We start from the raw sequence: 24,693 nt of genomic DNA, 5'->3' as shown, positions 1-24,693 counted from the left end.
GCCGGGGCAAGGACTGCCTCCGAAGAATGCCGCCCGCCGCTTCGCCCGCTCAACGCGGCCGCTTGGGTCCCGGCCGGGGTCCCGGCTTGCGGCCTGCACCCGGCTTGCGTGCCATGGGGGCGCCGGGCCGACGAGCGGGCCCTTTCGGCGCGCCCGCGTCGGCCTCGTCGGCTCGGCGCATCTTCAACGGCCTGCCCGAGACGTAGACGCGCTTGAGGTGCTCCAGCAGGGGCTTGGGCATGCCCTCGGGAAGATCGACGAGGCTGTACTCGTCGCGGATGTCGATGCGCCCGATGTAGCGGCTTTCCAGGTCGGCCTCGTTGGCGATCGCACCGACGATGTTGCCGGGCTGGACGCCGTGCGCGTGGCCGACCTCGATCCGGAAGGTTTCCATGCCGACGTCCGCGGGCTTGCCCGGCTCGCCGTGCGGCTGGCGAGGCTTCGCCGGCGGACGCTCGTCGAACAGGGCTTCGCCGGTGTTGCCGGAGCGCCGACCGGGCGGTTGCGGGCGAGCGTCCCGCGCCGGCGGCGGGCGCGAAGTCTCCGGGCGGGCAGGTTGAGGGCGCGGGCGTTCCGCGGGCAACAGGAGCGGTGTCCCGCCCTGCACCAGCTGGGCCAGTGCGGCCGCGATCTCGACCGCGGGGACGTTCTGCTCGCGTTCGTAGCGCTCCACCAGGTCGCGGTACGTGCCCAGCTCCGGCGATTCGCGTGCCTCGGTGATGCGATCCAGGAACCGCGAGACGCGCTGGTCGTTCACCGCGTCGACGCTGGGGAGCTGCATGGGTTCGATCGCCTGCCGCGTGGCGCGCTCGATCGCGCGCAGCATGCCGCGCTCGCGCGGGGCGACGAACAGGATCGCCTCGCCGCTACGACCGGCCCGGCCGGTGCGGCCGATGCGATGGACGTAGCTCTCGGTGTCGTAGGGGATGTCGTAGTTGAGCACGTGGCTGATCCGGTCCACGTCCAGCCCGCGCGCCGCGACGTCGGTGGCAACCAGCACGTCGATGCGCCCATCCTTGAGCGACTGCACCATGCGCTCGCGCTGCTTCTGCTCGACGTCGCCGTGGATCGCGGCCGCGGACAGCCCGCGTGCGGCGAGCTTCTCGGCCAGTTCCTGGGTGCCCAGCTTGGTGCGGGCGAAGACCAGCATGGCCTCGAAGGGCTCGGCCTCCAGGATGCGGGTCAGCGCATCGAGCTTGTTGACGCCGCTGACCATCCAGTAGCGCTGGCGGATGTTCTTCGCCGTCGTCGTCTGCGACTTGATCGCGATCTCGACCGGATCCTTCAGGTAGGTCTGGGCGATCCGCCGGATCTGGGGCGGCATGGTCGCCGAGAACAAGGCCACCTGGCGTGTCTCCGGGGTCTTCTGCAGCACGGCCTCGACATCGTCGATGAACCCCATGCGCAGCATCTCGTCGGCCTCGTCCAGCACCAGGCAGCGCAGTTGCGACAGGTCCAGCGAGCCGCGCTGGAGATGGTCGATCACGCGTCCCGGCGTCCCGACCACGACGTGCACGCCGCGCTTGAGCGCCGAAAGCTGGGGGCCATAGCCCTGGCCGCCGTAGATCGGCAGTACATGGAAGCCGGGCAGGTGGGCGGCGTATTTCTGGAACGCCTCGGCCACCTGGATCGCGAGTTCGCGGGTCGGGGCCAGCACCAGCGCCTGTGGCGCCTTCTGGTTCGGATCGAGCGTGGCCAGCACCGGCAGGGCGAACGCGGCGGTCTTGCCGGTGCCCGTCTGCGCCTGGCCGAGCACGTCGCGTCCGGCCACCAGCGGCGGGATGGTGGCGGCCTGGATCGGCGACGGGGACTCGTAGCCGACCGCGGCGAGCGCTTCCAGCAGGTGTGCTGGCAGGCCCAGTGCCTGGAAGCTGGCAGGTGAATCGGTTTCGGCGCCCATGGCTGTCCTCGTCGGCACCTGTGAGGCGCAGCGGAAAACATGCAGTTTACGCGCTGGAGGGGGCGGGCGCCCCGCGCGGCGTCAGCCGGCCAGCCGCTGCATCAACCAGAACCCGGCCAGGGCGGCGATCGCCAGGGACATCGCGGGCATCGCGATGCGCGGATACCAGGCCTGCTTGCGGACGGCGAACAGGATCGGCAAGAGCACCGCCACGATGCACAGTTGCCCGAGCTCCACGCCGAGGTTGAAGGCGAGCAGGGCCGTGAGGCGCTCTCCCTCGGGCAAGCCGAGTTCCCCGAGCGCGCCTGCGAACCCGAAACCATGGATCAGCCCGAATGCGAATCCCAGGGCCCACAGCCGCTTGCTCACCAGCGGCCAGAGGTTGTTCAGGGCCGCGACCAGGACGCTGGCGGCGATGGTGGCCTCGATCCAGCGGGATGCGGGCGTGACCAGGCCCAGTGCCGCGAGCGTGAGCGTGATCGAGTGGGCGACCGTGAATGCCGTGACGATGCCCAGGGTGTGCAGGGCGGACTGCCGGTAGCGCGGCGCGGGCGTCCACTGGCCACCGACCCGCAGCAGGGCCGCGGTCAGCAGCAGCGAGAGCAGGAAGGCGACGTGGTCGTACCCGATGAGGATGTGGTGGATCCCCTCGCGCAGGAACGACCGGAAAGTCGTGCCCGGACCGTTGCCGCGACCGAGCAGGGCCTTGCGTTGGCTGGCGTGGAGGATCGTCGTGGAAACGGTGCCGTCGACGTCGTGGAACTGCACCAGCGCGCGATGTTGCGGGTCGCGGTCGAAGAACAGTCCGTAGTCGATCCCGAGGGCCGAACCCGGTGCGCAATCGGCATCGAAGCGGAGGTTGGCGTAGGCACCGTCGTCGTAACGCCTGACCGCGAGGCCCTCCGGCGCGAGCCTGCAGGGCCGGCCGGATGCGGAGAGCGCCAGGTTCGACAGCACCCAGGCTTCGATGGATGCGTTCGCCGACGAGAGTTCGCCCCAGGTCACCTGCTCGTCGCGATTGGCGTCGACGGGAAAGGTCAGCGCAAGGTCGAGTATCGCGAGATCCAGTTCCACCTGCGTGGCGCCGCCGCTCGTCCTGGTGATGTCCAGGTGGGCAGTGGAAAGGGAGTGCGCCCAGGCCGCGGGACTGGAAAACAGGACCAGCAACAGCGTCAGCAGCCAGCGGCTCACGGCGCGTCCCCGGGGGCATCCAGCGCAAGGCCCTGGGCCGTTGCCCAGTCGCGTGCAGGTTGCAGGGCGTCCGGGCGAGCCACGGCCCGGGCCGACCGCAGCAGGATGTCCACGTCCTCATGGTCACGCTGCGTCTCGAAATTGCGCTGTGCCAGCGACAGGGCAAGCTCGTCGTGTCCCATCAGCAGCATCAACTCAGCCTCGTCCCGCAATTCAGGTTCGCTGCCCATCGCGCGCGCCAGTCGATAGCGGCGCGCCTGCCGCTCGCGCATCGCCGGCGCCTGCCGCAACCCTAGGGCGCTCGCCGACCGCGTCTGCAATAGCGCGAGGCCGTCATGGTCGGGCGCGTTGCGCAACAGCAAGAGCACGTCACGGTGGCGCCCGGCATCGCCCAGCGCGCGCGCATAGGCCGAGAGCGTCCGCACGTCCCCCGGCGCCAGGTCGAGTGCGCGACGGAACCAGCGGTCGATCGCCGGATCGCCGGAGCGCGCGGCGATCTCGCCGCGCTGGACGTAGGCATGGCGGCGCAGCGGGTCGCCGTCGCCCGATTGCTCGAGCCAGCGGTCGGTGAGCCTCGCGGCGTCGTCGAACTGTCCGCGCCGCAAGGCCATCGCCGCGACGCACAGGGTTCCCGCGCGGGCATCCACGCCCAATGCCAGGGCGATGCAATCGGTTCGTGCCCGCCCCAGCGCGCCGCGGACCATCTGGATCTGCGCGCGGGCCAGCCGGGCATCTCCATTGCGCGGATCGAGCGCCACGGCCCGGTCCAGGAGCGAAAGGGCGGAGCCGAAGTCGTGTTGGTGCTGTGCGCTGAAGGCGCGTGCGCGCAAGGCATCGACGGATTCCGTGTCGCCGCTGCGGTCCAGGAGGCTGGCCGCCCGGGCCGCGAGCCTGGCGTCGCCGGTGGAGGCGGCCGTTGCCAACAGGCGTTGCGCTTCGTCCAGGGATGGGGGCGCGCCGGATGCGGGGACGGGTCCGCGCGGCACCAGCGCGGCATAGCCGCGCGGCAGGCGTTCCACCACGGTGTCGGCGGATTCCGGGATCCAGGCGCGCGGTCGGCCCTGCTGGGCATGCAGCACACCGCCGGCCAGCAGCAGGCCGGCCAGGATCACGAGGCCCGTTACCGGCAGCTGGAAAAAGGACCGGCGATGCAGTTGCGCATCGCCGGTTTTCGGGTCTAGCAGGTTCATGTCAGGCGCGAACTAAGGCGATCAGTTCCTTGCCCCCGGGACCGGGGTATTCAGGTACGGGAATGCGTTGCGGAAGTCCGTGGCCTTGACGGTGACGTTGTCGTTGTACGGCAGCTGGCCGGAAGGCGCATCTGCCTCGGACAACAGCACGCCCATCGCGACGCGAAGCTCGATGTCGACGACGTCGTCGCCCGGGCGGCGCCCGTTCGGGAATCCGGCAGTGTCGCCGCCGAGCACGCCAAGATTGCTCTGTGCTGCCGCAGCCTTGGGTGGGATGGACGTGTTCAGCCGCATCATTTCGGCCGGCGTCACGCGCGCAGGTTTGTTGAGGCCTTCGATGCCGGTCAGGAAAGCCGCGACCAGGTCCGTGCGCGGAAAGCGGTTAGGTGCCTTGACCCCGGGAAAGAGGATCTCGACGAGTTCCGGCAGGGTCGGGTTGGTGACGTAGGTGGCGAACTGGCCGTCATCCTTCGGCTGGGAAGCGTTAAACTTGTCCTTGTCGGGCAGGCCGATGACCACTTCGTTCACCAGCGGCGCGGACAGGCGTGAGACCTGTTTCCGCGTGCCGTTGAATGGCAGGTCTGCGGTCGTCCATGCGCCGATGATCGGATCGGCCTTCGTGAGGCAGCTGATCGGCACTTCAAGTGCGATGGTCGTGACATTCTTGTCCTGGATGGTGCTTGCGGTGCTGTCGGGCGCACCCACGGGATTGAGGTTGATCAGGTCGAAGACCCGGCCGAGGTTGACCGCGAATCCGTCCCTTCGTTGGCCGACGAACACCCGGCCGCGATCGGCGCAGCCCGGCAAGCCGATGTCATGGATATGCGCCTGGGCATACCGCGCATAATTCGGGATCGACTTCTCACCTATGTTGTCGAATGGTTTCAGGAAGGTCTTCTGGCCACCGCCCGGGCTGCTGAGGTTGGATGCCAGCTTGCCCCGGTTCCTGCCGCCGCCGTCGGAAACGCGCACCGTGTAGGACTCGACCACGTTCCGCGGTCCGCTGCCGGCCGAGGCGGGGGTGGAGAACGAGCCGATGTTGCTCAAGGGCACCGCGACGTCCACGCCGTTCACCGGCACGGCCAGGTTCTTGAACTTGTTCCTGAATTCGAACTCGAAGCTGATGTCGGGCAAGGCATCGCCGTTGTTGTCCACATGGATCGCATACACGGCGTGGGAGTCCAGCAGGAAATAGTTCGGTCCGCCATAGGCATCCTGCAGCGGCTGGTAGTTCGCCAGGAACGTCACGTAACCAGCACGCCCGCTCTCGTAGCTCCGGAACATGTAGAAGTCGGTGCCATCGACCTTGGGCACCTTGGTGATGAGGGGCGCTTCGCGATGGCTGGATGCGCCGACCAGGGCGCTGGCGGCGAGCAGTGCCGTCGCAGCGGCCACGGCAACGGAAAGGGTAAGTGGTTTCATGGAAAGGTATCCTTGGTGTGCGGTGAAGGGGACGCTCGGGTCTGTTCTTCGCATTCGCCGTTGGTGCCGGCGAAAAGGCCGGACATCGTCGGACTCGGCCCGGCGCGGTTCAATTGATCTACGCTCGCCCGCGGGATAGGGATGCAAGGGCATTCGAATTCGCGGCGAATCGCGTCAACGACGCATGAAGGAGGCTGGGTTTGCCACGCCGTTTCGAGTCCACGTTGATGCAGATGCTGCCGGGCGATCCGGAGCACGGCGCGCATCGGCGCCAGGTCCTGGGCGCGGTGTGGTCGCATGCACCGCCGTCACCCGTGGCGAGTCCCCGCATGCTCGCCTGGTCCACGGACATGGCGTCCACGCTGGGCTTGAGTGCTGACGACATGCGGTCGGATGCGATGCTGGCGGCGCTTTCGGGCAATGCGCTGCTGACGGGCATGGCGCCCCATGCCGCCAACTATGGCGGCCACCAATTCGGCCATTGGGCCGGGCAATTGGGTGACGGACGGGCGATCTCGCTGGGCGAGCTGGTGAACCAGGACGGCGAACGCTGGGAGTTGCAACTCAAGGGTGCGGGCCTGACCCCGTATTCACGGACGGCCGACGGCAGGGCGGTGCTGCGCTCCTCGATCCGGGAATTCCTGTGCAGCGAGGCGATGCACCATCTCGGCGTCCCGACGACGCGTGCGTTGTCGCTGGTCGCCACGGGAGAGCAGGTGGTCCGCGACATGTTCTACGACGGGCATCCCGAGGCCGAGCCCGGGGCCATCGTCTGCCGGGTCGCGCCGTCGTTCCTCCGGTTCGGAAGCTTCGAGCTGCCGGCTTCGCGGGGCGACATCGACCTGCTCCGCCTGCTGGCAGACGTTTGCATCTTGCGGGATTTCCCCGAACTGCTGGCGCACCCCGGCGCATCCTTCGGCCAGCTTAGGCAAGACGGCGTTTTCGACGAGAACCTGTATGCGACGTGGTTCAGCCAGGTGTGCGAACGCACGGCAGCGATGGTGGCGCACTGGATGCGGGTCGGGTTCGTGCACGGCGTCATGAACACGGACAACATGTCCATCCTGGGCTTGACCATCGATTACGGGCCCTATGGCTGGATCGACGACTACGATCCGGACTGGACGCCGAACACGACCGACGCGCAGGGCCGGCGGTACCGCTTCGGCTGGCAACCCAGGGTCGCGCATTGGAACCTCTCGCGGTTGGCGCAGGCGCTGTCGCCGTTGTTCGCATCCGTCGAGCCGTTGCAGGCAGGCCTGGATGCGTACGTCGCGGCCTACGACCGCGCCGAGCGCGGCAACATCGTCAACAAGCTCGGCCTGGCCGATTACCGGGAAGACGATGCGGAACTGATGCAGGCGCTTCAGGGACTCCTCCACGAGGGCGAGGTCGACATGACCCTCTGGTTCCGTGGACTGGCAGACCTCGATGTGCGCTCGCCAGGCCTTGAGGCCGTGGATGCGGCGTTCTACGACGAGGCGAAGCGGCGGGCCTGCGGGGAGGCGCTGGCAGGCTGGATGCAGCGCTACGCGGCGCGGTTGCGCGACGATCCCTTGCCGGCGCGCGAACGCCGGGCGCGCATGGATGCAGCCAATCCGAAGTACGTGCTGCGCAACTACCTGGCCCAGCAGGCCATCGACCGCGCCCACGAGGGCGACATCAGCGGGGTCACGGAACTGATGGAGGTCATGCGAAGGCCCTACGACGAGCAACCGGGACGGGAAGCGTTCGCCGCCAGGCGCCCCGACTGGGCGAAGGATCGCGCCGGCTGTTCGATGTTGTCCTGCAGCTCCTAGCGCACCCGGGGCCGGGCGCGCGCTGGGGCGAGGGGTCGTTGCTTCGCCACTCTTGGACCGCCGTCACGCGACGGTCTGTCCGAAGCCCGGCCGCAATGGCCCCCCGGTGTTGGCACGGATCGGGAACCAGGAGGTGGCCGGCGTCGATCCGCAGCCCACCAACGACTTTACTTGCCGGTCTTCTTTTCCTTCTTCGCCGCGCGTTTCTCCTTCAAGGACTTCTCGGGCTTTTTCTTGGCTTCCTTCTTCTTGTCCAGGCCCTTGGCCATGGCGCTCTCCTGTGGCGTGTGGTCGATGACGGCGCCAATGTACTGCGCTTCCGTGCGCCGGAGAAGTGGGTCGGCGCCGGCGGCCGGCCAATAAAAAGGCCGGCGCGTGTGGCGCCGGCCAGGCCCCTTCCGTGGGCCGAGGGGAACGGACTGGGTCAGGGTTGCGGGGTGACCACCGCGCGGGTCAGGGTGCTGTCCAGCGTGTAGTTGGCGACCAGCGTCGCATAGCCCTTGACCAGGTACTTGTAGGTGCCGGGGGTCACCACGTTGAACTCGAGCACCTCCGGGTTGGCCAGCGTGGCGCCGGAAGCGACTTCGTTGCCGTTGGGATCGACCAGGGCGAAGTCGATGTCGACGCCGCCGTCCCAAGTGATCGAAGCCTTGATGGTGGTCACGTCGGTCCCGACTTCGAACGGGAACTCGTCGATCTCGAGGTTCTCGACGGACGGGCCCATCGTGCCGGTGAACGTCGTCGTCTCATCCACGAGCCTGGTGCCGATGGGCTTGAGCGAGCCATCGATCAAGGCGCCATCGAAGTAGACCGAGCCGTAGGCGCCCCGGACTTCAACCGTGTGCAAGCCGTTGCCCAAGCCGACGAGCGGCAGGCGGCCGGCGTTGTCGGCGGTCGCGCTGTAGAAGCTCATCTGCCCGCGATGGATCCCGTCGACGTAGACGTCCGCCAGCCCGCCCCGGCTGTCGCGCGGATAGAGCAACTGGGCCGAGCTGCCCTGGAAGGCGAAATTGAGCCGGGGCACGGACTTCTTGCTCACCTTGGCCGAGGCGTAGCTGCCGTCGCTGGCGTTCGCATCGGACACGGCGCGCCAGTTGCCGGAGTAGGCAAGCATGTTCGAGTTGTCGGCGACCTTGTTCCACACGCCCTGGCTCGACCACGCCGTGGCGCCGTTGAGGAACTCCTGGCGCTGGCCCTGGGTTCGCGATGCCAGTTCCACGGCCGCCAGCACGTTGATGTAGCCGGCGCCGACCTCATGGAAGGCGTATGCGGGCATCGGCGTGGCGGTCTGCATGAGGATCTGCTCGATCTGGTCGGGCGAGAGCTCCGGGTTGGCTTCCAGCAGCAGCGCGGCCGTGCCGGCGACGAACGGCGTCGCCATGCTGGTTCCGCTGATGCAGTGGTAGTAGGCGGTGTAGGACGGATGCGCCGGATCGACGACCGGGCCAAGGGCGCCCACGGCGGTGCCGGGTGCGCGCGTCGAGCAGATGCTGGAACCGGGCGCGACCACGTCGATGTGCTTGTAGGTGTCGCCGGCCACTCCCTGGCTGGAGAAGCTGGAGAGGTCGCCTGCCTTGGTGCCGGACCCCACGTTGATCACCCAGGGGACGATGGCGTAGGGATTGATCGTGTCCTCGTCGGGACCGTCGTTGCCCGCCGCGAAGGACACCACCATGCCGCGGCGATAGGCCTCGTAGCTCGCCTTGTTGATCGGGTTGTTGGGGTCGTAGACGCTGTTGGAGCTGCCCCACGAGTTGGTGATGATGTCGATCGAGTAGCGCTGCTGGTTCGCGAGCGCGTAGTCGAAGCCTTCCAGCGCGAACAGAATGTTCAGGCCTTCGCCGGTGCCGAGCCCAACCAGGAAGGCCTCCGGCGCGATGCCGGCGTAATAGTTCGCGCGGCGCTCGTCGCCCGCCGATGCGGCGCCGGTCCCGCCGACGGTACCGGACACGTGCGTGCCGTGGCCGCTGCTGGTGTCGGTGTTGAGCTGGTTCTCGAGGTAGGCGGTCGTGCCGACCAGGCCCAGGTCTCCGACGATCTTGACGTTCTGGATCGTCTTGGTGCCGTACTGCAGGTCCGGGTGGTTGGCGTCGAGACCGGAATCCAGCACGGCCACCGTCACGCCCGCGCCCTTGAGCTGGATCTGGTCGTGGACGACGTGGCCGCCGGTGATCTCGCCGGCCTCGTAGTTGAAGTAGTCGAGCGGCGCGTTGAAGTAGATGCTTTCCACGCCCGGCCAGGCGGCGACCTGCTGGACCTGGGCGCTGGTCAACAGCGCGCCCGACATCGGCAGCTCGTTGAGGTGCCGCACCTTGGTGGTCAGCGTGTTGAGCTTCGAGGCCTGGCTGCGGTCGCTGAAGGTGACGATGACTTCGTGGACCGGCGAGGTCAGCAGGCGCTTCTGCAAGTCCGGGGAGATCAGGCCTTCCGCCTGTGCGCCGAAGGACAGGCCGAGGCCGATGGCCAGGCCCAGCGCGCTGCGCGTGAGGGAGGAATGGCGAGGATGGCGGTTCATGGCGGCACCTTGTGGACGGGGTTGATCGCACGGTGCGCCATGGCACGACCGCCGCGCATCGGGACTTTCCCCCAGCCGCCCGGGGGAAAACACCCAGCGGCGGGGCGGTTCAAGCAACGCTCAGCTTGGCCCGCTCCGTACAATGCCCGCATGCCGCTGCTCACACTGAATGCCGTCGACTACAGCGTCGGGGGCCCCCTCCTGCTCGAACGCGTGGATTTCTCCATCGAACGCGGCGAGCGCATCGCATTGATCGGCCGCAACGGTGCGGGCAAGTCGACCTTGATGCGCCTGCTTGCCGGCGAACTGGCCCCGGACGATGGCCAGATCCGTCGCGAGGACGGCGTGGTGGTCTCGCGGCTGGAGCAGGAGGTGCCCGACGCAGCGGCCGGCACGGTCTTCGACGTGGTCGCGGCGGGCTTGGGTGCCCTGGGTGCCGACCTGGCCGAGTACCACCGGCTCGCGCATGCGTCCCATGTCGACCTGAAAGCGTTGGCGGTGGTGCAGGCGCGGATCGAGGCGGGTGGCGGCTGGTCGCTGGACCAGGCGGTGATGGGCGTCCTGGAGCGGCTGCAACTGGACGGGGACGCGGCCTTCGATCGCCTGTCGGGTGGCATGAAGCGGCGCGTGCTGCTGGCGCAGGCGCTGGTGGCCTCGCCGGATGTCCTGCTGCTCGACGAGCCGACCAACCACCTGGACATCGCCGCGATCGACTGGCTGGAGGGGTTCCTGCGCGATTGGCCGGGTGCGCTGGTGTTCGTCACCCATGATCGACGGTTCCTGCGGGCACTGGCCACGCGCATCGTCGAGATCGACCGCGGCCAGCTCAGCAGCTGGCCGGGCGACTGGGACAACTACGTGCGCCGCCGCGAGGAGAGGCTCAATGCCGAGGCGCGGGAGCGCGCACGTTTCGACAAGCTGCTGGCGCAGGAGGAGGCATGGATCCGCCAAGGCATCAAGGCGCGGCGGACACGGGACGAGGGCCGCGTGCGCCGGCTGCAGGCCATGCGCACCGAGCGTGCACGGCGCCGCGAGTCGGCCGGCAGCGTGAGGATGCAGGCGGCCGACGCAGGATTTTCGGGCAAGAAGGTCATCGAGGCGGTCGACGTCTGTTTCAGCCACGGCGGTGCGCCACTGGTGCGCGATTTCTCCACCACCATCCTGCGCGGCGACCGGATCGGCCTCGTAGGACCCAATGGCAGCGGAAAGACCACCCTGCTCAAGCTGCTGCTGGGCGAGCTGCGGCCACAGGCCGGCGAAGTCCGCACGGGCACCCAGTTGCAGGTCGCCTACTTCGACCAGTACCGGTCGGCGCTGCGCGAGGACTGGAACGCGATCGAGAACGTGGCAGAAGGGCTGGAGTTCGTCGAGGTCGGCGGGGCACGCAAGCACGTGGTCGGCTACCTCCAGGACTTCCTGTTCACACCGGAACGCGCCCGGGCGCCCATCACCCGTCTTTCCGGAGGAGAACGCAACCGCCTGCTGCTGGCGAGGCTGTTCGCGCAGCCGTCGAACCTGCTGGTGATGGACGAGCCGACGAACGACCTCGACGTCGAGACCCTGGAACTGCTGGAGGAATTGCTCGCCGACTACCCCGGGACGCTGCTGCTGGTCAGCCACGACCGCGACTTCCTGGACAACGTGGTCACATCGACGCTGGTGATGGAGGGTGATGGCCGCGTCGGCGAGTACGTCGGCGGATACAGCGACTGGTTGCGGCAGCGCAGGCCCACCGTGCCTTCAACGGGGCTCGACCGCGCGGTGACGCGGGACGTCGCGGCCGCTTCGGCGAAGCCTGCCGAGGAGCGGGTGCAGGACGCGCGCGACTTACGCCGCAAGGCAAAGCTTGGTTACCGCGATGCGCAGGAGCTCAAGGAGCTTCCGGCGCGGATCGAGGCGCTGGAAGAGCAGATGGCGCACATTACCCGGACGGCCAACAATCCTGGCTTCTACCAGGGCGACTCCGCGCAGATCGTCGCCCATCACGCCCGCCTGGGCGAACTGCAGGCGGAGCTTGAAGCCGCTTACGCGCGCTGGGAGCAGCTCGAAACCCTGGGTGCCACCGACTGATTGCGCAGGTGCGACTTGCCTTGGCCCGGCGATCGCGCATTAATTGGTCGGGGTTCTGACAGGGAGACGCACCATGGGTTGGCGAATCGCCGTCGCGGGCTGGCTGCTTGTCTTCGCGCTCGAGGCCGGAGCCGAGGTCAAGGAGGCCGTGCCCCAAGGATTCACGATCGAAAATGCGCGCACCGTCGCCGCCGATCCCGCCACCACGTGGCGGGCGCTGGTCCATGACATCGACCGCTGGTGGCCGAAGGACCATTCGTGGTGGGGGGATGCGTCGACGCTGTCGATCGAGCCCCGCGCCGGCGGATGTTTCTGCGAACGCGACGGTGCACGGCAAGCCCGCCACATGGCCGTCGTCTTCGTGGAACCGGACAAGCTGTTGCGCATGGTCGGCGGGCTGGGGCCATTGCAGGGCATGGGGCTCGGCGGCGCCATGGAATGGCGGCTGGAGCCAGTGGCCTCCGGGACCCGGGTCACCTGGTGGTACCGGGCAGGCGGCTACACGCCCGACGACCTCACGTCGTTCGCCGCGATCGTCGACAAGGTCCAGGCCAGGCAACTGCAAGGACTGGCGGATTTCCTGGGCAAGATGGAAGGCGCGGGGACGAGCGAGGACGAGCCTGCGCCATGAGCGAGCGCGACCCGCGCGTGGATGCCTACATCTCACGGTCTGCCGCGTTCGCCCGGCCCTTGCTCTCGCATTTGCGCGCGCTGGTGCACGAAGCCTGCCCCGCGGCGCAGGAAACCATCAAATGGGGCATGCCGACCTTCATGCACGCCGGCACCATCCTGTGCCACATGGCGGCGTTCAAGCAGCACGTGGCGTTCGGATTCTGGAGGCATGCGCTGGTCCTGGGCGAGGCGACGAAACCGGAAGGCATGGGCAGCCTGGGAAAACTGCGTGGTCCCGGGGACCTGCCCTCCGACAGGCAGCTGGCCGCATGGATACGCAAGGCTGCGCGTGTGAATGAAGCGGATGCCGACCAGCCCGTCGCGCGCAAGTCGCCCGGGTCCCGTGCGATGCCCGGCCTTCCCGCCGGGCTCAAGGCTGCATTCGGGCGGGAGGAACATGCCGCGGCCCGGGCGACGTTCGAGGGGTTACCGCCAAGCGGGCGGCGGGAATACATCGAGTGGATCACCGAGGCCAGACGGGCCGAAACCCGGGATCGTCGGCTCGCGCAGGCGCTGGAATGGCTGGCGGAGGGCAAGCCCAGGAACTGGAAATACATTCGACGCTGAAACGTCAGTCCCGGGGGCCAGCCGGAGGGTTTTGGCCACCATGGTTCCCGCTGGCGCCCGGACCCGATTTCCCCGGCATGAGTACTGCGCAAAGGGACGCCTGCGGTTCGGAACGCTGCGCGACTTGCCTTTCGCCCGGGATCGCGCGTTAATCCGGGGTATCCATCGGGGAGGGGCGCGCCGGCGCGGCCGGGCGTTGCGATGGACGGCGCGATGCCGCTGCCGAGCTTCCCGCGAGGTCATTCCGGTCGGCACCCGGTTGCTGTTGGTCGGGCGCGCCGGGACGGCAGGGGTGCGACACCCATGGGAGAGGCGCCGCAACGTTGAAATACATCGGACCCGGGATCAGTAGGGAGGCGCCCCCCGAAGAGCGCGAACTGCTCGAGCGTGTCCTGTGGATCCGTGTGCTCGGATGCGCCCTCGGGGTGCTGCCCGTCGCCATGGTCCTTTACGAACGGGCCGCAGGCCCGATGTTCTGGATCATCACCCTCCTGATCGGCTTCGGCTGGCCTCACGTGGCCAGCTGGAACGTCCGGCACAGCCTGGACGTCCTGGATACCGAAATGCGGAACAAGGTCTTCGATTCGGTGCTGGGCGGCGTCTGCATCGCGATCATGGAGTTCAACGTGCTACCGAGCGTGGTGGTGGTGACCATGCTCTCGATCGACAAGGTCGGCATGGCCGGTTGGCAATTCATGGGCAGGACGTTGCTCTTGCTGCTCGTGGTGAGCCTGGTGACCGCGGCCTCGCTGGGGCTGGGCATCCGCCCGCAGAGCTCGATGCCGGTGGTGCTGGCGACGCTCCCCTTGCTCTTCGCCTATCCGGTCGCGATCAGTACCGTGCTTTACCTGCTGGCACGCAAGGTCGTCAGCCAGAACCAGGACCTCGATCGACTCAATCGCACCGACGTGCTGACCAGCCTCCCCAATCGCCGCCACTGGGAGGAACAGATCGCCAAGGAACTGGCGCGCCACCAGCGCACGGAGCGCCCGGCGGTGCTCATGGTCGTGGATGTCGACAATTTCAAGAACGTCAACGACCGGCACGGACACGCGGTCGGCGACCAGGTCCTCCGCCAGGTCGCCGCGGGATTGGTCAGGTCGATCCGTCCCTTCGACATGGCTGCCCGCATCGGGGGCGACGAGTTCGCGGTTTTCGTCACGGAGGCGGACATCAAGGATGCTCGCGAAGTGGCGGAACGCATCAGGACGCACTTCCTCGAGTTGCGTGGGAGTGAGGCGGCTAGCGAGGACTGCACGTTGAGCATCGGGCTGGCGGAGATTGACGAGACATTCGCCACCAGCGAAGACTGGATGAAGCATGCCGACGCGGCCATGTACCGGGCCAAGGCGGCCGGAGGCAATCGCACCGGGATCGATTTCCCGATCTATACCTCATCCTCCCGGCGACGCCCGGTGGAGCGCGCCTGCTGACCGCAAGATCCATCGCGCGGCGCGGGCTTCGACTCTGCGCGGTGATCCATGCCATGGGGATCCAAGCGCGCCCGCGCGCGGATCATTGATCCGGACTCGTCCAAGCGCTTCGATTGGGAGCCGTGAGCGGCGCCCGGACCGCGAGCCTGGGAGAACGCAGGGTGCAGGAGCGCGATGCCCGCTTGGCATGCCGGGGGCGGAGGCCCCGAATCCCGCCCATTGACGCCGATCAAAGCTTGATCAGGTTGCCCTTGGCGACGACCGGACCCGTCGGCGCGCCGGTCGGCGAACCACCTTCGGGCTCGAGGGAAATGGCGAACACGGCATCGGCTTCGGCGGCCTTGCGCACCGAATCAGGGATCCGAACCTGCTGCGCGCGGTCGCGGGCGATCACGCCGAGCGATTTCGGCACGCCATCGTCCCCGATCAACCACAGCTCCGGGACCCGGGCGTCCTCGGGCACGTTGACGGGCACCAGCACGATGACACCGGTATCCGGGTTCATCACGGCGTTGTACGTGGCACTGCCATCGTCGGCGACGAGGGAAACGGCCATTGGCGCCGCGGGGCCCGGCGAGGACACCGGAATCCTTGCCATGGGTGCCGAAGGGCTAGGATCGATCGGTTCCGGCGCGGTGCGCAGGCTGATGGCCAGCGCCGCGACGCTAGCCGCGGCGACGGCGACGCCCCCCAGGGCCATGCCGCGCCAGAAGGAGATGCGTTCCCACAACGATGGTGCCGCGGCCGACGCCGGCGGTGTCGCCGATCGACCGTGCCCATGCCAGCCCAAGGCGGAGCGAATGCGCGGCCAGGCAGCCGAAGGGACAGCCACAGGGGCGATCTCCGCGAGCCATGGCGAAAAGCGCGATTCCCAATCCGCAACGAGAGCTTTGAACGCGACATCGTGTTGCAGGCGGGCCGCCGCATCGCGACGCATTCCGGGATCCAGCAGCCCGAGCACGTACTCCGCCGCGAGCAGGTCGTCGTTGTCGGGGATCTCTTCGTGGGTCGTGTTCATCCCTGCAGGCAGGCCTTGAGCTTGATCAGGCCACGGCGGACCCAGCTTTTCACCGTGCCAAGCGGCGTCTCGCTGCGGATGGCGATCTCGTCGTAGGTGCAGCCTTCGAAGAAGGCGGTATGGATGACCTTCCGCTGGTTATCGTCGAGTTGGTCGAGGCAGCCGTGCAGGCGGCGATTGTCGACGTGCGCGGCAGCGAGTTCGGACACGCTCGCGTCGTCGTCCTGGAGTTCGGCCGCCAGGTCCAGCGGCTGCGACAGCCGATCGGACTTGCCGGAGCGCAGGTAATCGATCGACTTGTTGCGCGCGATCATCGCCAGCCACGTGATCGGGCTGGCGCGTTCGCCGTCGTACATGCCTGCCTTCTGCCAGATTGCCATGTACACGTCCTGCAATGCCTCTTCCGCCTGGGTGCGTTCATTCAAGATACGCACGCAGATGCCGAATAGTTTCGCCGACGTGCGCGAGTAGAGGTCCTCGAAGGCAGAGCGGTCCCCGCCCGCGGTCGCTAGCAGCAAGGCGCGGAGCCGGTCTCGGTCTGCATCGGCGGTGTCCGCGGCTGCATTCATCTCTGGTTCCGCTCCATCGGGGTCGCGGCAAGGTTTTAGCATGGACAGGGCAGGACGCGGGGTGAACACCTCGGCGTGGCTCCAACCATGCATCCGGGAGCGCGGGAGCTGCGTATGCCCGACTTCGCGTGCCGACTCGTCACCGGGGCACCGTTGCCGTGCGCAGCACCGGATAGAGGTTGTAGCGCTCATCCCAGGAGGAATGGCGGCGGTAGAAGAACTCGAGTCGCGCCCGCGGGCTGGCAGCGAACGCAGGGTCCTCGCGCAGTTTGCGCGCGAATTCCTTCCGCAGTCCGCTGTCCCGGGCCAGCATTTCGCGGGCGACTTCCTCGGCCACGTAGGCCTCCATGTACTCCTTGCGCTCGAAGTGGTTGTTGAACATGCCCCAGGACACCAGTGAGTCCGGCGCCTGCGGTTCCAGCATGGCGACGACCACCCTCGACAGCGGCTGCGCGATGGGGACGAACAGCGCACCCGGATCCACGGTGCGGCGTTCGGGTTTCCATTGGCCGACCAGCGACAGGCGCTGGTGGCTTTCCGTGGAGCCCGCCGCGAACTCGGCACTGTCGGCGCGGAACGCCTGGACCCTCGCGCGCGGCACGGACTCGTCCAGCGTGCGGAACGTGATGCCATGGCGGCCCAGCGCCTCTCCCACCCATCGGGCATGCATCGCGGGCACGATGTAGCCGCCCTTCGGGGCGGTGACCACCGCGCCCGGTTCGACCCGGTCCCGCAGGGGAATGCGCCAGACCACCGGCGCGGCCTCGTCGTAACGGGTCATCAGCGCACCGGACACCTCCGAGGGGGTCCGCGCATAGGCATAGCCCCTGAAGTCGATGGTGCGCACGGCTTCGTCGGCCTTGTAGTCCAGGGGCACCGGCTTGCCCGCCAGCCTGGCTGCTCGGAGGTCGGCGCTGGCTGCTTCGCGCATCCACGCCTGCCCTTGCGCGGCGGCGCGTTCCAGCGCGGAGACGACGGTATTGCGCGTGGCCCGGACGCGGGCCGGGTACTCCTTCCAGGAATGCGTTTCCACCAGCATCGCGAACCGGTTGCGGAGCGGGAAATAGCCGTGCGAGAAGCGGGGGGGCGCAACGCCGTCCGCAAAACCGGAAGCGGGGTTGTCGTCCTCGACGAACGAGGGGTAGAACGGCAGCGGCAGCGAGCCTTGGGTCGAGAGGTCGTCGATGACGCCATCGCGCAGGTCGCGGCCGATCTTGCGCAGCGCGGCGTCGCCGGAATGGAGGGGTTCGACCTGGATCGAGATGTCGTGCTGGAACTTCGCGCCGTTGGTGGCGTGCAGGTCGATGGTCAGGAGCGGATCCCATTCGTCAACGAGCCCCAGCATCGCGCGCATCTCCGGCGCGTCGGCCTTGAGGTAGTCGCGGTTGAGGTTGTGGTTCTGCGCCGTGGTCCGCCAGCCCATCTGCTCCGGCCCACGCTGGTTGGGACGGTTCCAGCGACCGAAGCGCTCGTGGCCATCGACGTTGAACACGGGCACGAAGAGCACGACGAGTCGATCCAGTGCGCCGGTTGCGGCCTGGCCTTCGAGGATCTCGCGCAATGCCAGGAACCCGGCGTCCTTGCCGTCGATCTCGCCGGCGTGGATGCCGCCTTGCACGAGCACTACCGGGAGCTTGCGTGCCCGCGCCTGCCCGGCAGTCAGCGCACCGGTGCGCGATGCGACCAGGAGCTGCATCGGCCGTCCTTCCGGCGTCGTGCCGAAACTGCTGCAGCGCACGGCGTCCGCGTAACGCCTGGCGTAGTCATGGCAGAGCGAGACGACTTCCTGATACCGGCCCGTCTCCCTGAATCCGGAGCGTTCGGCAACAGTGGTCAGGCGGTCTTGCGCCGCAGGCGCGGTGGCGATGAATGCAAGCAGCAGTGCCAGCAACAGGCGAGAAGGGATGTAGCGCATGAGTCGGGCTATCAGGCGATTTGGATGTGCCCATGATGCCTGCATGTGCGCCGTGCGACCAAGCAGGGGAGGGACGACCGGCTGGAAAGCGAATCGCCCGGCCGATCGGCCGGGCAATTCGGGTGTCGCGTGCTGCCGCGATCAGTCAGTCTGCCGGGGTCGAAAGATCCGGGCGGAACACGTAGATCGTGGTGTCACCACCTTCGATGGCCGACTGGATCGCGGTCATGTTCTTCACGGCCTTGTCCTGGCCTCCCATGTGCTTGGCCATCACCTCGATGAAGGTGGGCGAAGGTCCGGACATGCTGGCATAGCTGTCATGCGGGATCACCAGCGTCATGTCGTCCTGCCCACCGGTAACCGAGCGGAGCAACCAGTTGCCGCCGTACTTCTGGGCAGTGGCGGCTTCACGTGCCTTGCTGACGGCGGCGCGGAAGTTGCCGTACTGGCCAGGGCCGAGCTTCATCCGGGTGACTGCGTACATCGGGAATTGCCTGTCGACATTCCAGTAGGAGATGTCGTCCTCGTTCTCGTAGAAGTAGTGCGAAACTCGCTCGACATGCGGCGCCACGTCGCGATTGAAAGCGGCGCTTGCCTTGCTGTCCATGCTCCACTTCTGGTTCTTGTCAAAATCAGCCCAAGCGTGGCCTCCGCTGAAAATCGTGTAATGCCCCAGGTCATCGCCCACGGTTGGCTGGTAGATATTCCAGGTGAATCCCTCGCCGGCCTTCTTGCGCCACTCGGCGTGCTCGCGGATCGCCTTTTCGAATTGCTCTGTATGCCCCGCCTTGGGCCACAAGACCCACGCACTTGAAACATTGTTCTCCTGTGCAGCGGCCAGCAGTGGCGATAACGCGAATGTCGCGACTAGCAGGATCAGCCATGCTCGGCAGGCTCGGATGCTTAGATGAGTCATGTTGTGCTCCCTCTGTTGGTGATACCCCCTTGATCCTCCTTTGCAACGCAGGCAACTGGCTAAATCGGCCATCCGCCTGGCGTAAAAAGGGTTAACCTCCCCCTGAAGCTTTCAACGACGGTCTTGCGCATGCATACCCTTTACTACGCCCCCGGTGCCGCCAGCATGGCGGTCCACTGGCTGTTACTCGAGCTTGGATTGCCGCACCAGCTGGTTTCGGTGGACCTGGAGGCAGGCGAGCAGAAGCGGCCCGAATACCTCGCGCTCAACCCGAACGGCGTCGTGCCGACACTGCTCATCGACGGCACCGCGCATGGCGAGGCGGCGGCGCTGATGTTGCACCTCGCCGACTCGCATCCGGGCGCAGGTCTCGCGCCGGCGCCGGACTCATCGCGGCGTGCAGAGTTCCTCCAGTGGATGTTCCACATGGCCAATGCCGTGCAACCGTTGTTCCGCCAGTGGTGGTATCCGCACGAGCCGGCGGGCGCGAACCATGCCGATGCCGTTCGGGCGCACGCCGAGCCCCGGATCGCGGCCGAATGGGATCGCCTTGACCGGCATCTCGCCGACTCCGGCCCCTGGCTGCTGGGCAGGTCCCTGTCCGCCGCCGATTTCTACCTGGCGATGCTGGTGCGCTGGTCGCGGAAGATGCAGCGACCCGGAACCCAGTGGTCCCACCTTGCGGCGCTGGCAGGGAAGCTGAAGTCTCGACCCTCCTACGCGGTGCTGCGTGATCGGGAGGGTCTGGACGAATGGTGACCGGGATTGGAGCGAGTGGTACCACCATGGCGCGCCGTTCCTTGCGGCGCGTCCTGGCTGGCCGATGCCCGGGTGGCCGTGTGGCCGTCCGGTCGCGCAAGATCGGAGCTGTCGCGCGATGACCACGTTCGTCACCTTGCTGTTGATCGCGCTGACCGTCCTGGTGTCGTGGCAGGCATTCGAGAAGCCGCGCCTGCTCGATCGGCTGATCCTCTGGCCGCCGGCGATCGACCGGCACCACCAGTACGAGCGCCTCGTCACGCATGGCTTCGTCCATGCCGACTGGCAGCACCTGCTGTTCAACATGATCACGCTGTATTTCTTCGGCGGCCTCGTGGAGCGGCTGTTCACGCCCTACATCGGCCAGGCCGGATTCGCGCTCTTCTACCTGTCTGCGATCGTGGTGGCGATCCTGCCCACCTACCTGCGTCACCGGCACGATGCGCACTACCGCAGCCTTGGTGCCTCCGGGGCAGTCTCGGCCGTGCTCTTCGCGTTCATCCTGGTGCAACCGTGGTCGCTGATCTTCGTATTCTTCGTGCCGCTGCCCGCCATCCTGTACGCGGTGCTCTATGTCGGCTACTCGATCTGGATGGACCGCCGGGGCGGTGACAACATCAACCACAGCGCGCACCTGTGGGGCGCGGGTTACGGAGTGTTGTTCACGGTGATCATGGAGCCCCGGGTGGTCGGCAGCTTCCTGCAGCGACTCGCGAATCCGTCCTTCCTCTAGGGCCGCGGCCTCGGCCCGACGCCCCTTGCCGTCCGCGAGCTATCCGGTCAGTCCCGCGATCCGCCATCCGCGGCCTTGGGGCGGCCCAGGTAGGTCTCGAACATGCTTTCGTAGATCTGACGGCCCAGTTGGGTGAACTCGGAGTTCTCGACATCCCCCGATTGCGAGAGTTCGAGCAGCCTGGCAACCGCGTGTTGCTCTTGCGTAAGGTCGACGTTGGTCATGGCATCGTTCTCCTGTGGACTGCAAGGAGAGCTGCAGCATTCGTGCCAATCCAATCTGTGACGCGGTTCGCTTGCCTAGTGACGCTGGGCGTCAGTACGGCTGTAAAGGCGGGCCGACTATGACGGCAAGTGGCGGCCCTGCTCACCACGCCTAGATGCCGTGCGTGGTATTCCGGGCAGGCTGATACCACGGAGGATTCGCTGATGGCGTTCACGCGTGCACAGGCCGAAGGCCTGCTCAACAAGCCGGAAATGGCGTTGTACGACGACAGTCGCATCAATTCGCTGCGCGGCATGTCGCCTGCCGACCTGGCCAAGCGCATCGACCGCGCTCGCAAGGCACGCGACCGGGCGCGGGACTTGTTGCAGCGGCAGACACTCGCCACCCGCGACAGGGCGGTGGGCAAGCGCAGTGCCACCGGGGACGCCAACCTGCGGAGCAAGCGGAAAGCGGAACTGCTTGCCGACATCCTGAAACGCTTCGAGGCCCAAAGCTCGGCGGCGGGCGAGCGGGAAAAGGCGGCAGGCAAACGGGAAAAGGCGGCAGGCAAACCGGCTTCGCCGGCTCGGCGCGGCAACAGCAAGCCGGCGGAGAGCACGGGCAAGTCGGCGGCGCCCTCCGCTCCGGGGAAGAAGGCCGTGGGAAAGCCAGCGAAACGCGCGACGAAACAGGCAAGCGGCCGCCGCGCCATCGAAGACCGCAAGGCGGCCGCCACCGCTGGAGCCAAGGCCGGCAAGGCGGAAGGATCGGCCAAACCGATCTCCGCCAAGCGTGCCTTGGCCAACACCCGCAAATTGCTCGAAGCCAAGCAGGCGAGGGAACGTGCCGGGCAGCCCTGGCAAAAGCTCGATCCGGGGCAGGACCACCAGCCGCAAGCCGGTAGCCAATCCCCCCGGGCCGCGGAGCAGGCCGAGGAACTGCATGCCGGCGAAAGCCGGATCCCGCCCATCCAGGGCAGCATCAGCACGCGCGATCGCAAGCACCAGGGCAGGCGCGATCGACGCGGTTGATGCCTTGAAAAGCACCAGGAGGCAAGCTGCATGAGCGACAACCCAGAACAGGGCATCGACATCTCCCACGAGCCGGGGCAACAGCGGTTCAGCGCCATGGTCGAGGGCCACCAGGCCCGCGTGGACTACGTCCTGGCCGAACCGGTCATGCGCATCACCCACACGGTGGTGCCCGAAGCGATCGGAGGTCGTGGCATCGCCGGCCGCCTCGTGAAGGCGGCTCTTGAGCATGCCCGTGCAAAGGGCTGGAAGGTCCGGCCGGAGTGTTCTTACGCCGATGCCTGGATGGAGAAGCATCCGGAGTACGCCGGCCTCCGGGCCTGACGCGCCCCGCCGCCCCGTGTAGCATGCCGCTCCCTGGACACCGGGGACCACCACCATCGTCCGCCATCGCCCAGGCATTGCGCCCGGCCGATCCGGACCCGGGAACGGCATGCGCCTGAGCAAGCACATCAGCGATAGCGGGTATTGCTCCCGGCGAGAGGCCGACCGCCTGATCGGCGAAGGACGGGTGACGGTCAATGGCGTCCGCGCGCGGGTGGGCAGCGAGTACGCAGTGGAGGACGAGGTCCGTGTCGACGGGCAGGTCCTGCGCGCCCGGACCGCCTCCCCCGGGGAACGCAGGCACGTCTACATCGCCTTCCACAAGCCGGTTGGCGTCACCTGCACCACCGAAGCCTCGGTCAAGGGCAACATCGTCGACTTCATCGGCCACGAGCAGCGGATCTTCCCGATCGGGCGGCTGGACAAGGACTCGGAAGGCCTGATCCTGCTGACCAGCAATGGCGACATCGTCAACGCCATCCTGCGCGCGGAGAACAAGCTGGAGAAGGAGTACCTGGTGGCCGTCAACAACCCCGTGACGGCCGAATTCCTCCGCGGAATGGGGCGTGGCGTGCCTGTCCACGGGCAGGTCACCTTGCCCTGCAAGGTCGGCAAGATCGGGCGTTTCGGCTTCCGGATCGTGCTGGTGCAGGGATTGAACCGGCAGGTCCGTTTGATGGCCGCCCACTTCCGTTACCGGGTGAAGCAGCTGCTGCGGGTGCGGATCGGCAACGTCAAGCTGGGCCACCTCAAGCCGGGGCAATGGCGGAACCTGACCGATGCGGAGCTTCGAGGCCTGTTGCCGGGGCGGGGAGACTGGTAGCGGGCGCCGGGGCCGACCAGGCCGGCGGTGCCGCCAGCGGATCGCGCTGGACCGGGCTGGCCGGACCGAGTCGATCGAAAGGGGTCTCGGGGGCCCGCCAATCGCACCCGGAAACCGCTTGCCGGGCCGGGCCGGCCCCCGGTAGCGGCTTAACGCCTTCTACCCCCTATTCACACTTCGGGCCAAAAGTGAGGTATGGTGCGGCCACTGTTCAAAGCGGGATCACGGTACATCGTGGCTCCGATGCGGTAGATCAACAGGTGTCATGGCCTATCACGGCTGATCCGGACGATCCGCTCCATCGCTTCGCGTTACCCCTTGCTCGATACAGTCTCGGCGCCGCAATGCGCGGGCCGTGTTTCCTCAACTGTTCCAAGGAGTAACAACATGTCCGATCGTCAGACCGGCACCGTCAAGTGGTTCAACGACGCCAAGGGCTTCGGTTTCATCACCCCCGAAAGCGGCCAGGACCTCTTCGTCCACTTCCGTTCCATCCAGGGCACCGGCTTCAAGTCGCTGCAGGAAGGACAGAAGGTTTCCTTCAAGGTTGTGCAGGGCCAGAAGGGCCTGCAGGCCGACGAAGTGCAGCCCGAGTAAGCTCAGGCTCACTGCGTCAGCGGTAACGAGGCCCCGGGCGGAAACGCCCGGGGCTTTTTGTCGTCTGGAGATCGTGGTTCATCGTCCCCGGTGGCCGTTGCGTGGATGCGGGCGTCACGCCGGAGCCGATATGGTGCAGCTCGATCCGGCCGCGAGCGCAAGGAAAGCAATGGTCAAGAGGATGTCCCGCAGTTTGGTGGCCGTGGCCCTGCTGGCCACAATGCTGCCTGCATGCCAACGCGAGCAGCCTGGACAGGCGACGGCCCCCGTGCAGCACCCGGCGGCTGGCGATCTCCCGGGCGAGGCGGTCGACGTCGTGCTCGAGGACACCATTGAGACCGATCCGCGCTTCATCATCGGCATCAGTTATCCGCAGCCGGCGCGGCAGTATCCCGGGCTGGCCGCGGAATTGAAGCGCTACAGCGACGCGGCCCGAGGCGAGTTGATGGAAGCGGTGGCGGACATGGGTCCCGATGCCGCGCCTGCTCCCTACGATTTGTCGCTGAGTTACACGATGGTCGTCGAGACCCCGCGGATCGTGGCGGTGGCGGGCGACGGGAGCAGTTACACGGGAGGCGCCCATGGAAATCCACTGGTCGCCCGCTTCGTCTGGCTACCGGAAAGGGACGAATTGTTGCGGCCTGAAGAACTGATTCCCTCGGCGCAGGGTTGGGCCATCGTCTCCGACCACGTGGCCGAGCAGTTGCAGGCCGCGCTCTCGCAACGCGTCGACGCCGACGACCTCGATCCGGCCGAACGGGCGCAGGTCGTGCGCTCGGCGGGCAAGATGATCGAGGAGGGCACCCGGCCCGACCCGGACAACTTCCGCCAGTTCGAGCCGGTGCTTGCGCCGGACGGCCGCATCCAGTCGCTGCGCTTCGTGTTCCCGCCCTACCAGGTCGGACCCTATGCCGATGGCGTGCAGGAAGTGGAGGTGCCGGCGAGCGTGCTGCTCCCGCATGTCGCCCCCGGATACCGCGGATTGTTCGCGCCGCCCTGACCGATCCGGGCCTGGGCGCTTGCACCGGCGCCAGGCCCCTCGCGA

General features: G+C 67.4%; 22 protein-coding genes. 12 read left to right on the top strand and 10 right to left on the bottom strand.

From position 1 onward, the window contains the following. Window positions 1-49: 49 nt before the first annotated feature. The 4 genes from ABD970_RS10100 to ABD970_RS10085 form a co-directional block, all read right to left on the bottom strand. A complete protein-coding gene (locus ABD970_RS10100; protein ID WP_345295336.1) occupies window positions 50-1,900 on the bottom strand; it encodes a DEAD/DEAH box helicase in 1,851 nt (616 codons plus the stop codon). Window positions 1,901-1,981: 81 nt separating this feature from the next. Continuing rightward, on the bottom strand, window positions 1,982-3,091 hold the full coding sequence (locus ABD970_RS10095; protein ID WP_345295335.1) for a HupE/UreJ family protein: 1,110 nt from the start codon (window positions 3,089-3,091) through the stop codon (window positions 1,982-1,984). Further along, window positions 3,088-4,281, bottom strand: coding sequence for a tetratricopeptide repeat protein (locus ABD970_RS10090; protein ID WP_345295334.1), 1,194 nt, complete (start codon window positions 4,279-4,281; stop codon window positions 3,088-3,090). The genes ABD970_RS10095 and ABD970_RS10090 overlap by 4 nt, the downstream gene beginning before the upstream one ends. A 21-nt stretch (window positions 4,282-4,302) precedes the next feature. Continuing rightward, window positions 4,303-5,703, bottom strand: coding sequence for a DUF4331 domain-containing protein (locus ABD970_RS10085; RefSeq protein ID WP_345295333.1), 1,401 nt, complete (start codon window positions 5,701-5,703; stop codon window positions 4,303-4,305). 227 nt (window positions 5,704-5,930) lie between these two features. On the opposite strand from ABD970_RS10085, the gene ABD970_RS10080 reads away from it, so the two are divergent. After that, window positions 5,931-7,502 (top strand): protein adenylyltransferase SelO, encoded by a 1,572-nt coding sequence (locus ABD970_RS10080; protein WP_345295715.1) that lies wholly within the window; start codon window positions 5,931-5,933, stop codon window positions 7,500-7,502. 424 nt (window positions 7,503-7,926) lie between these two features. Here the strand turns inward: ABD970_RS10080 and ABD970_RS10075 are convergent, their stop codons facing one another. Next, window positions 7,927-10,017 carry a S8 family serine peptidase gene (locus ABD970_RS10075; RefSeq protein ID WP_345295332.1) on the bottom strand — a complete coding sequence of 697 codons (2,091 nt, stop codon included), beginning with the start codon at window positions 10,015-10,017 and terminating at the stop codon, window positions 7,927-7,929. A 150-nt stretch (window positions 10,018-10,167) separates the two neighbouring features. Between ABD970_RS10075 and ABD970_RS10070 the strand changes: the two genes are divergently transcribed. From ABD970_RS10070 to ABD970_RS10055, 4 genes are all read left to right on the top strand, one after another. Beyond that, the gene (locus tag ABD970_RS10070; protein WP_345295331.1) at window positions 10,168-12,087 is read left to right on the top strand and encodes an ATP-binding cassette domain-containing protein; all 1,920 of its coding nucleotides are present in this window, start codon (window positions 10,168-10,170) and stop codon (window positions 12,085-12,087) included. Window positions 12,088-12,160: 73 nt separating this feature from the next. After that, window positions 12,161-12,718 carry an SRPBCC family protein gene (locus ABD970_RS10065; protein ID WP_345295330.1) on the top strand — a complete coding sequence of 186 codons (558 nt, stop codon included), beginning with the start codon at window positions 12,161-12,163 and terminating at the stop codon, window positions 12,716-12,718. Next, a complete protein-coding gene (locus ABD970_RS10060; protein ID WP_345295329.1) occupies window positions 12,715-13,326 on the top strand; it encodes a YdeI/OmpD-associated family protein in 612 nt (203 codons plus the stop codon). The genes ABD970_RS10065 and ABD970_RS10060 overlap by 4 nt, the downstream gene beginning before the upstream one ends. A 323-nt stretch (window positions 13,327-13,649) precedes the next feature. After that, window positions 13,650-14,759 carry a GGDEF domain-containing protein gene (locus ABD970_RS10055; protein WP_345295328.1) on the top strand — a complete coding sequence of 370 codons (1,110 nt, stop codon included), beginning with the start codon at window positions 13,650-13,652 and terminating at the stop codon, window positions 14,757-14,759. Between the two features lie 229 nt (window positions 14,760-14,988). Here ABD970_RS10055 and ABD970_RS10050 read toward each other — a convergent pair whose 3' ends face one another. The 4 genes from ABD970_RS10050 to ABD970_RS10035 all read right to left on the bottom strand — a co-directional run bounded on the left by ABD970_RS10050 (window position 14,989) and on the right by ABD970_RS10035 (window position 19,177). Then, on the bottom strand, window positions 14,989-15,777 hold the full coding sequence (locus tag ABD970_RS10050; RefSeq protein ID WP_345295327.1) for an anti-sigma factor: 789 nt from the start codon (window positions 15,775-15,777) through the stop codon (window positions 14,989-14,991). Next, window positions 15,774-16,346 (bottom strand): sigma-70 family RNA polymerase sigma factor, encoded by a 573-nt coding sequence (locus ABD970_RS10045; protein WP_345295326.1) that lies wholly within the window; start codon window positions 16,344-16,346, stop codon window positions 15,774-15,776. The genes ABD970_RS10050 and ABD970_RS10045 overlap by 4 nt, the downstream gene beginning before the upstream one ends. Before the next feature lie 139 nt (window positions 16,347-16,485). After that, on the bottom strand, window positions 16,486-18,261 hold the full coding sequence (locus ABD970_RS10040) for a M14 family metallopeptidase (RefSeq protein ID WP_425563081.1): 1,776 nt from the start codon (window positions 18,259-18,261) through the stop codon (window positions 16,486-16,488). 145 nt (window positions 18,262-18,406) lie between these two features. Then, on the bottom strand, window positions 18,407-19,177 hold the full coding sequence (locus ABD970_RS10035) for a hypothetical protein (protein WP_345295325.1): 771 nt from the start codon (window positions 19,175-19,177) through the stop codon (window positions 18,407-18,409). A 129-nt stretch (window positions 19,178-19,306) separates the two neighbouring features. Between ABD970_RS10035 and ABD970_RS10030 the strand changes: the two genes are divergently transcribed. Together ABD970_RS10030 and ABD970_RS10025 are read left to right on the top strand one after the other, a co-directional pair. Next, window positions 19,307-19,936, top strand: a complete 630-nt coding sequence (locus tag ABD970_RS10030) for a glutathione S-transferase family protein (protein ID WP_345295324.1) — start codon at window positions 19,307-19,309, stop codon at window positions 19,934-19,936. Between the two features lie 118 nt (window positions 19,937-20,054). Further along, the gene (locus tag ABD970_RS10025) at window positions 20,055-20,669 is read left to right on the top strand and encodes a rhomboid family intramembrane serine protease (RefSeq protein WP_345295323.1); all 615 of its coding nucleotides are present in this window, start codon (window positions 20,055-20,057) and stop codon (window positions 20,667-20,669) included. A 47-nt stretch (window positions 20,670-20,716) separates the two neighbouring features. On the opposite strand, the gene ABD970_RS10020 is transcribed toward ABD970_RS10025, so the two are convergent. Further along, a complete protein-coding gene (locus ABD970_RS10020; protein WP_345295322.1) occupies window positions 20,717-20,893 on the bottom strand; it encodes a hypothetical protein in 177 nt (58 codons plus the stop codon). Window positions 20,894-21,097: 204 nt separating this feature from the next. On the opposite strand from ABD970_RS10020, the gene ABD970_RS10015 reads away from it, so the two are divergent. From ABD970_RS10015 to ABD970_RS09995, 5 genes are all read left to right on the top strand, one after another. Then, entirely contained in the window at window positions 21,098-21,904 is an 807-nt protein-coding gene (locus ABD970_RS10015) for a hypothetical protein (protein ID WP_345295321.1), read from the top strand. Between the two features lie 30 nt (window positions 21,905-21,934). Next, window positions 21,935-22,228, top strand: a complete 294-nt coding sequence (locus tag ABD970_RS10010) for a GNAT family N-acetyltransferase (RefSeq protein ID WP_345295320.1) — start codon at window positions 21,935-21,937, stop codon at window positions 22,226-22,228. A gap of 109 nt (window positions 22,229-22,337) precedes the next feature. Beyond that, window positions 22,338-23,051 (top strand): pseudouridine synthase, encoded by a 714-nt coding sequence (locus tag ABD970_RS10005; RefSeq protein ID WP_345295319.1) that lies wholly within the window; start codon window positions 22,338-22,340, stop codon window positions 23,049-23,051. A gap of 387 nt (window positions 23,052-23,438) precedes the next feature. Then, window positions 23,439-23,648: a cold-shock protein gene (locus ABD970_RS10000; RefSeq protein WP_345295318.1), complete on the top strand. Its 210-nt coding sequence runs from the start codon at window positions 23,439-23,441 to the stop codon at window positions 23,646-23,648. A 181-nt stretch (window positions 23,649-23,829) separates the two neighbouring features. Continuing rightward, on the top strand, window positions 23,830-24,648 hold the full coding sequence (locus ABD970_RS09995; RefSeq protein WP_345295317.1) for a DUF3298 and DUF4163 domain-containing protein: 819 nt from the start codon (window positions 23,830-23,832) through the stop codon (window positions 24,646-24,648). Window positions 24,649-24,693: the final 45 nt, after the last annotated feature.

Origin of the sequence: Luteimonas vadosa, from assembly GCF_039543545.1 — a bacterium.
Taxonomy (GTDB): Bacteria; Pseudomonadota; Gammaproteobacteria; order Xanthomonadales; family Xanthomonadaceae; genus Luteimonas; species Luteimonas vadosa.
This window is presented reverse-complemented; position numbering and strand designations above follow the sequence as displayed.

Excerpts from the sequence above, each read along its gene's own strand:
- ABD970_RS10035 (WP_345295325.1), bottom strand. The coding sequence starts at position 19,177 with ATGACTCATCTAAGCATCCGAGCCTGCCGAGCATGGCTGATCCTGCTA.
- ABD970_RS10020 (WP_345295322.1), bottom strand. The coding sequence starts at position 20,893 with ATGACCAACGTCGACCTTACGCAAGAGCAACACGCGGTTGCCAGGCTG.
- ABD970_RS10015 (WP_345295321.1), top strand. The coding sequence starts at position 21,098 with ATGGCGTTCACGCGTGCACAGGCCGAAGGCCTGCTCAACAAGCCGGAA.
- ABD970_RS10085 (WP_345295333.1), bottom strand. The coding sequence starts at position 5,703 with ATGAAACCACTTACCCTTTCCGTTGCCGTGGCCGCTGCGACGGCACTG.
- ABD970_RS10000 (WP_345295318.1), top strand. The coding sequence starts at position 23,439 with ATGTCCGATCGTCAGACCGGCACCGTCAAGTGGTTCAACGACGCCAAG.
- ABD970_RS10010 (WP_345295320.1), top strand. The coding sequence starts at position 21,935 with ATGAGCGACAACCCAGAACAGGGCATCGACATCTCCCACGAGCCGGGG.
- ABD970_RS10025 (WP_345295323.1), top strand. The coding sequence starts at position 20,055 with ATGACCACGTTCGTCACCTTGCTGTTGATCGCGCTGACCGTCCTGGTG.
- ABD970_RS09995 (WP_345295317.1), top strand. The coding sequence starts at position 23,830 with ATGTCCCGCAGTTTGGTGGCCGTGGCCCTGCTGGCCACAATGCTGCCT.
- ABD970_RS10060 (WP_345295329.1), top strand. The coding sequence starts at position 12,715 with ATGAGCGAGCGCGACCCGCGCGTGGATGCCTACATCTCACGGTCTGCC.
- ABD970_RS10030 (WP_345295324.1), top strand. The coding sequence starts at position 19,307 with ATGCATACCCTTTACTACGCCCCCGGTGCCGCCAGCATGGCGGTCCAC.
- ABD970_RS10065 (WP_345295330.1), top strand. The coding sequence starts at position 12,161 with ATGGGTTGGCGAATCGCCGTCGCGGGCTGGCTGCTTGTCTTCGCGCTC.
- ABD970_RS10040 (WP_425563081.1), bottom strand. The coding sequence starts at position 18,261 with ATGCGCTACATCCCTTCTCGCCTGTTGCTGGCACTGCTGCTTGCATTC.
- ABD970_RS10090 (WP_345295334.1), bottom strand. The coding sequence starts at position 4,281 with ATGAACCTGCTAGACCCGAAAACCGGCGATGCGCAACTGCATCGCCGG.
- ABD970_RS10080 (WP_345295715.1), top strand. The coding sequence starts at position 5,931 with ATGCAGATGCTGCCGGGCGATCCGGAGCACGGCGCGCATCGGCGCCAG.
- ABD970_RS10005 (WP_345295319.1), top strand. The coding sequence starts at position 22,338 with ATGCGCCTGAGCAAGCACATCAGCGATAGCGGGTATTGCTCCCGGCGA.
- ABD970_RS10075 (WP_345295332.1), bottom strand. The coding sequence starts at position 10,017 with ATGAACCGCCATCCTCGCCATTCCTCCCTCACGCGCAGCGCGCTGGGC.
- ABD970_RS10100 (WP_345295336.1), bottom strand. The coding sequence starts at position 1,900 with ATGGGCGCCGAAACCGATTCACCTGCCAGCTTCCAGGCACTGGGCCTG.
- ABD970_RS10050 (WP_345295327.1), bottom strand. The coding sequence starts at position 15,777 with ATGAACACGACCCACGAAGAGATCCCCGACAACGACGACCTGCTCGCG.
- ABD970_RS10070 (WP_345295331.1), top strand. The coding sequence starts at position 10,168 with ATGCCGCTGCTCACACTGAATGCCGTCGACTACAGCGTCGGGGGCCCC.
- ABD970_RS10045 (WP_345295326.1), bottom strand. The coding sequence starts at position 16,346 with ATGAATGCAGCCGCGGACACCGCCGATGCAGACCGAGACCGGCTCCGC.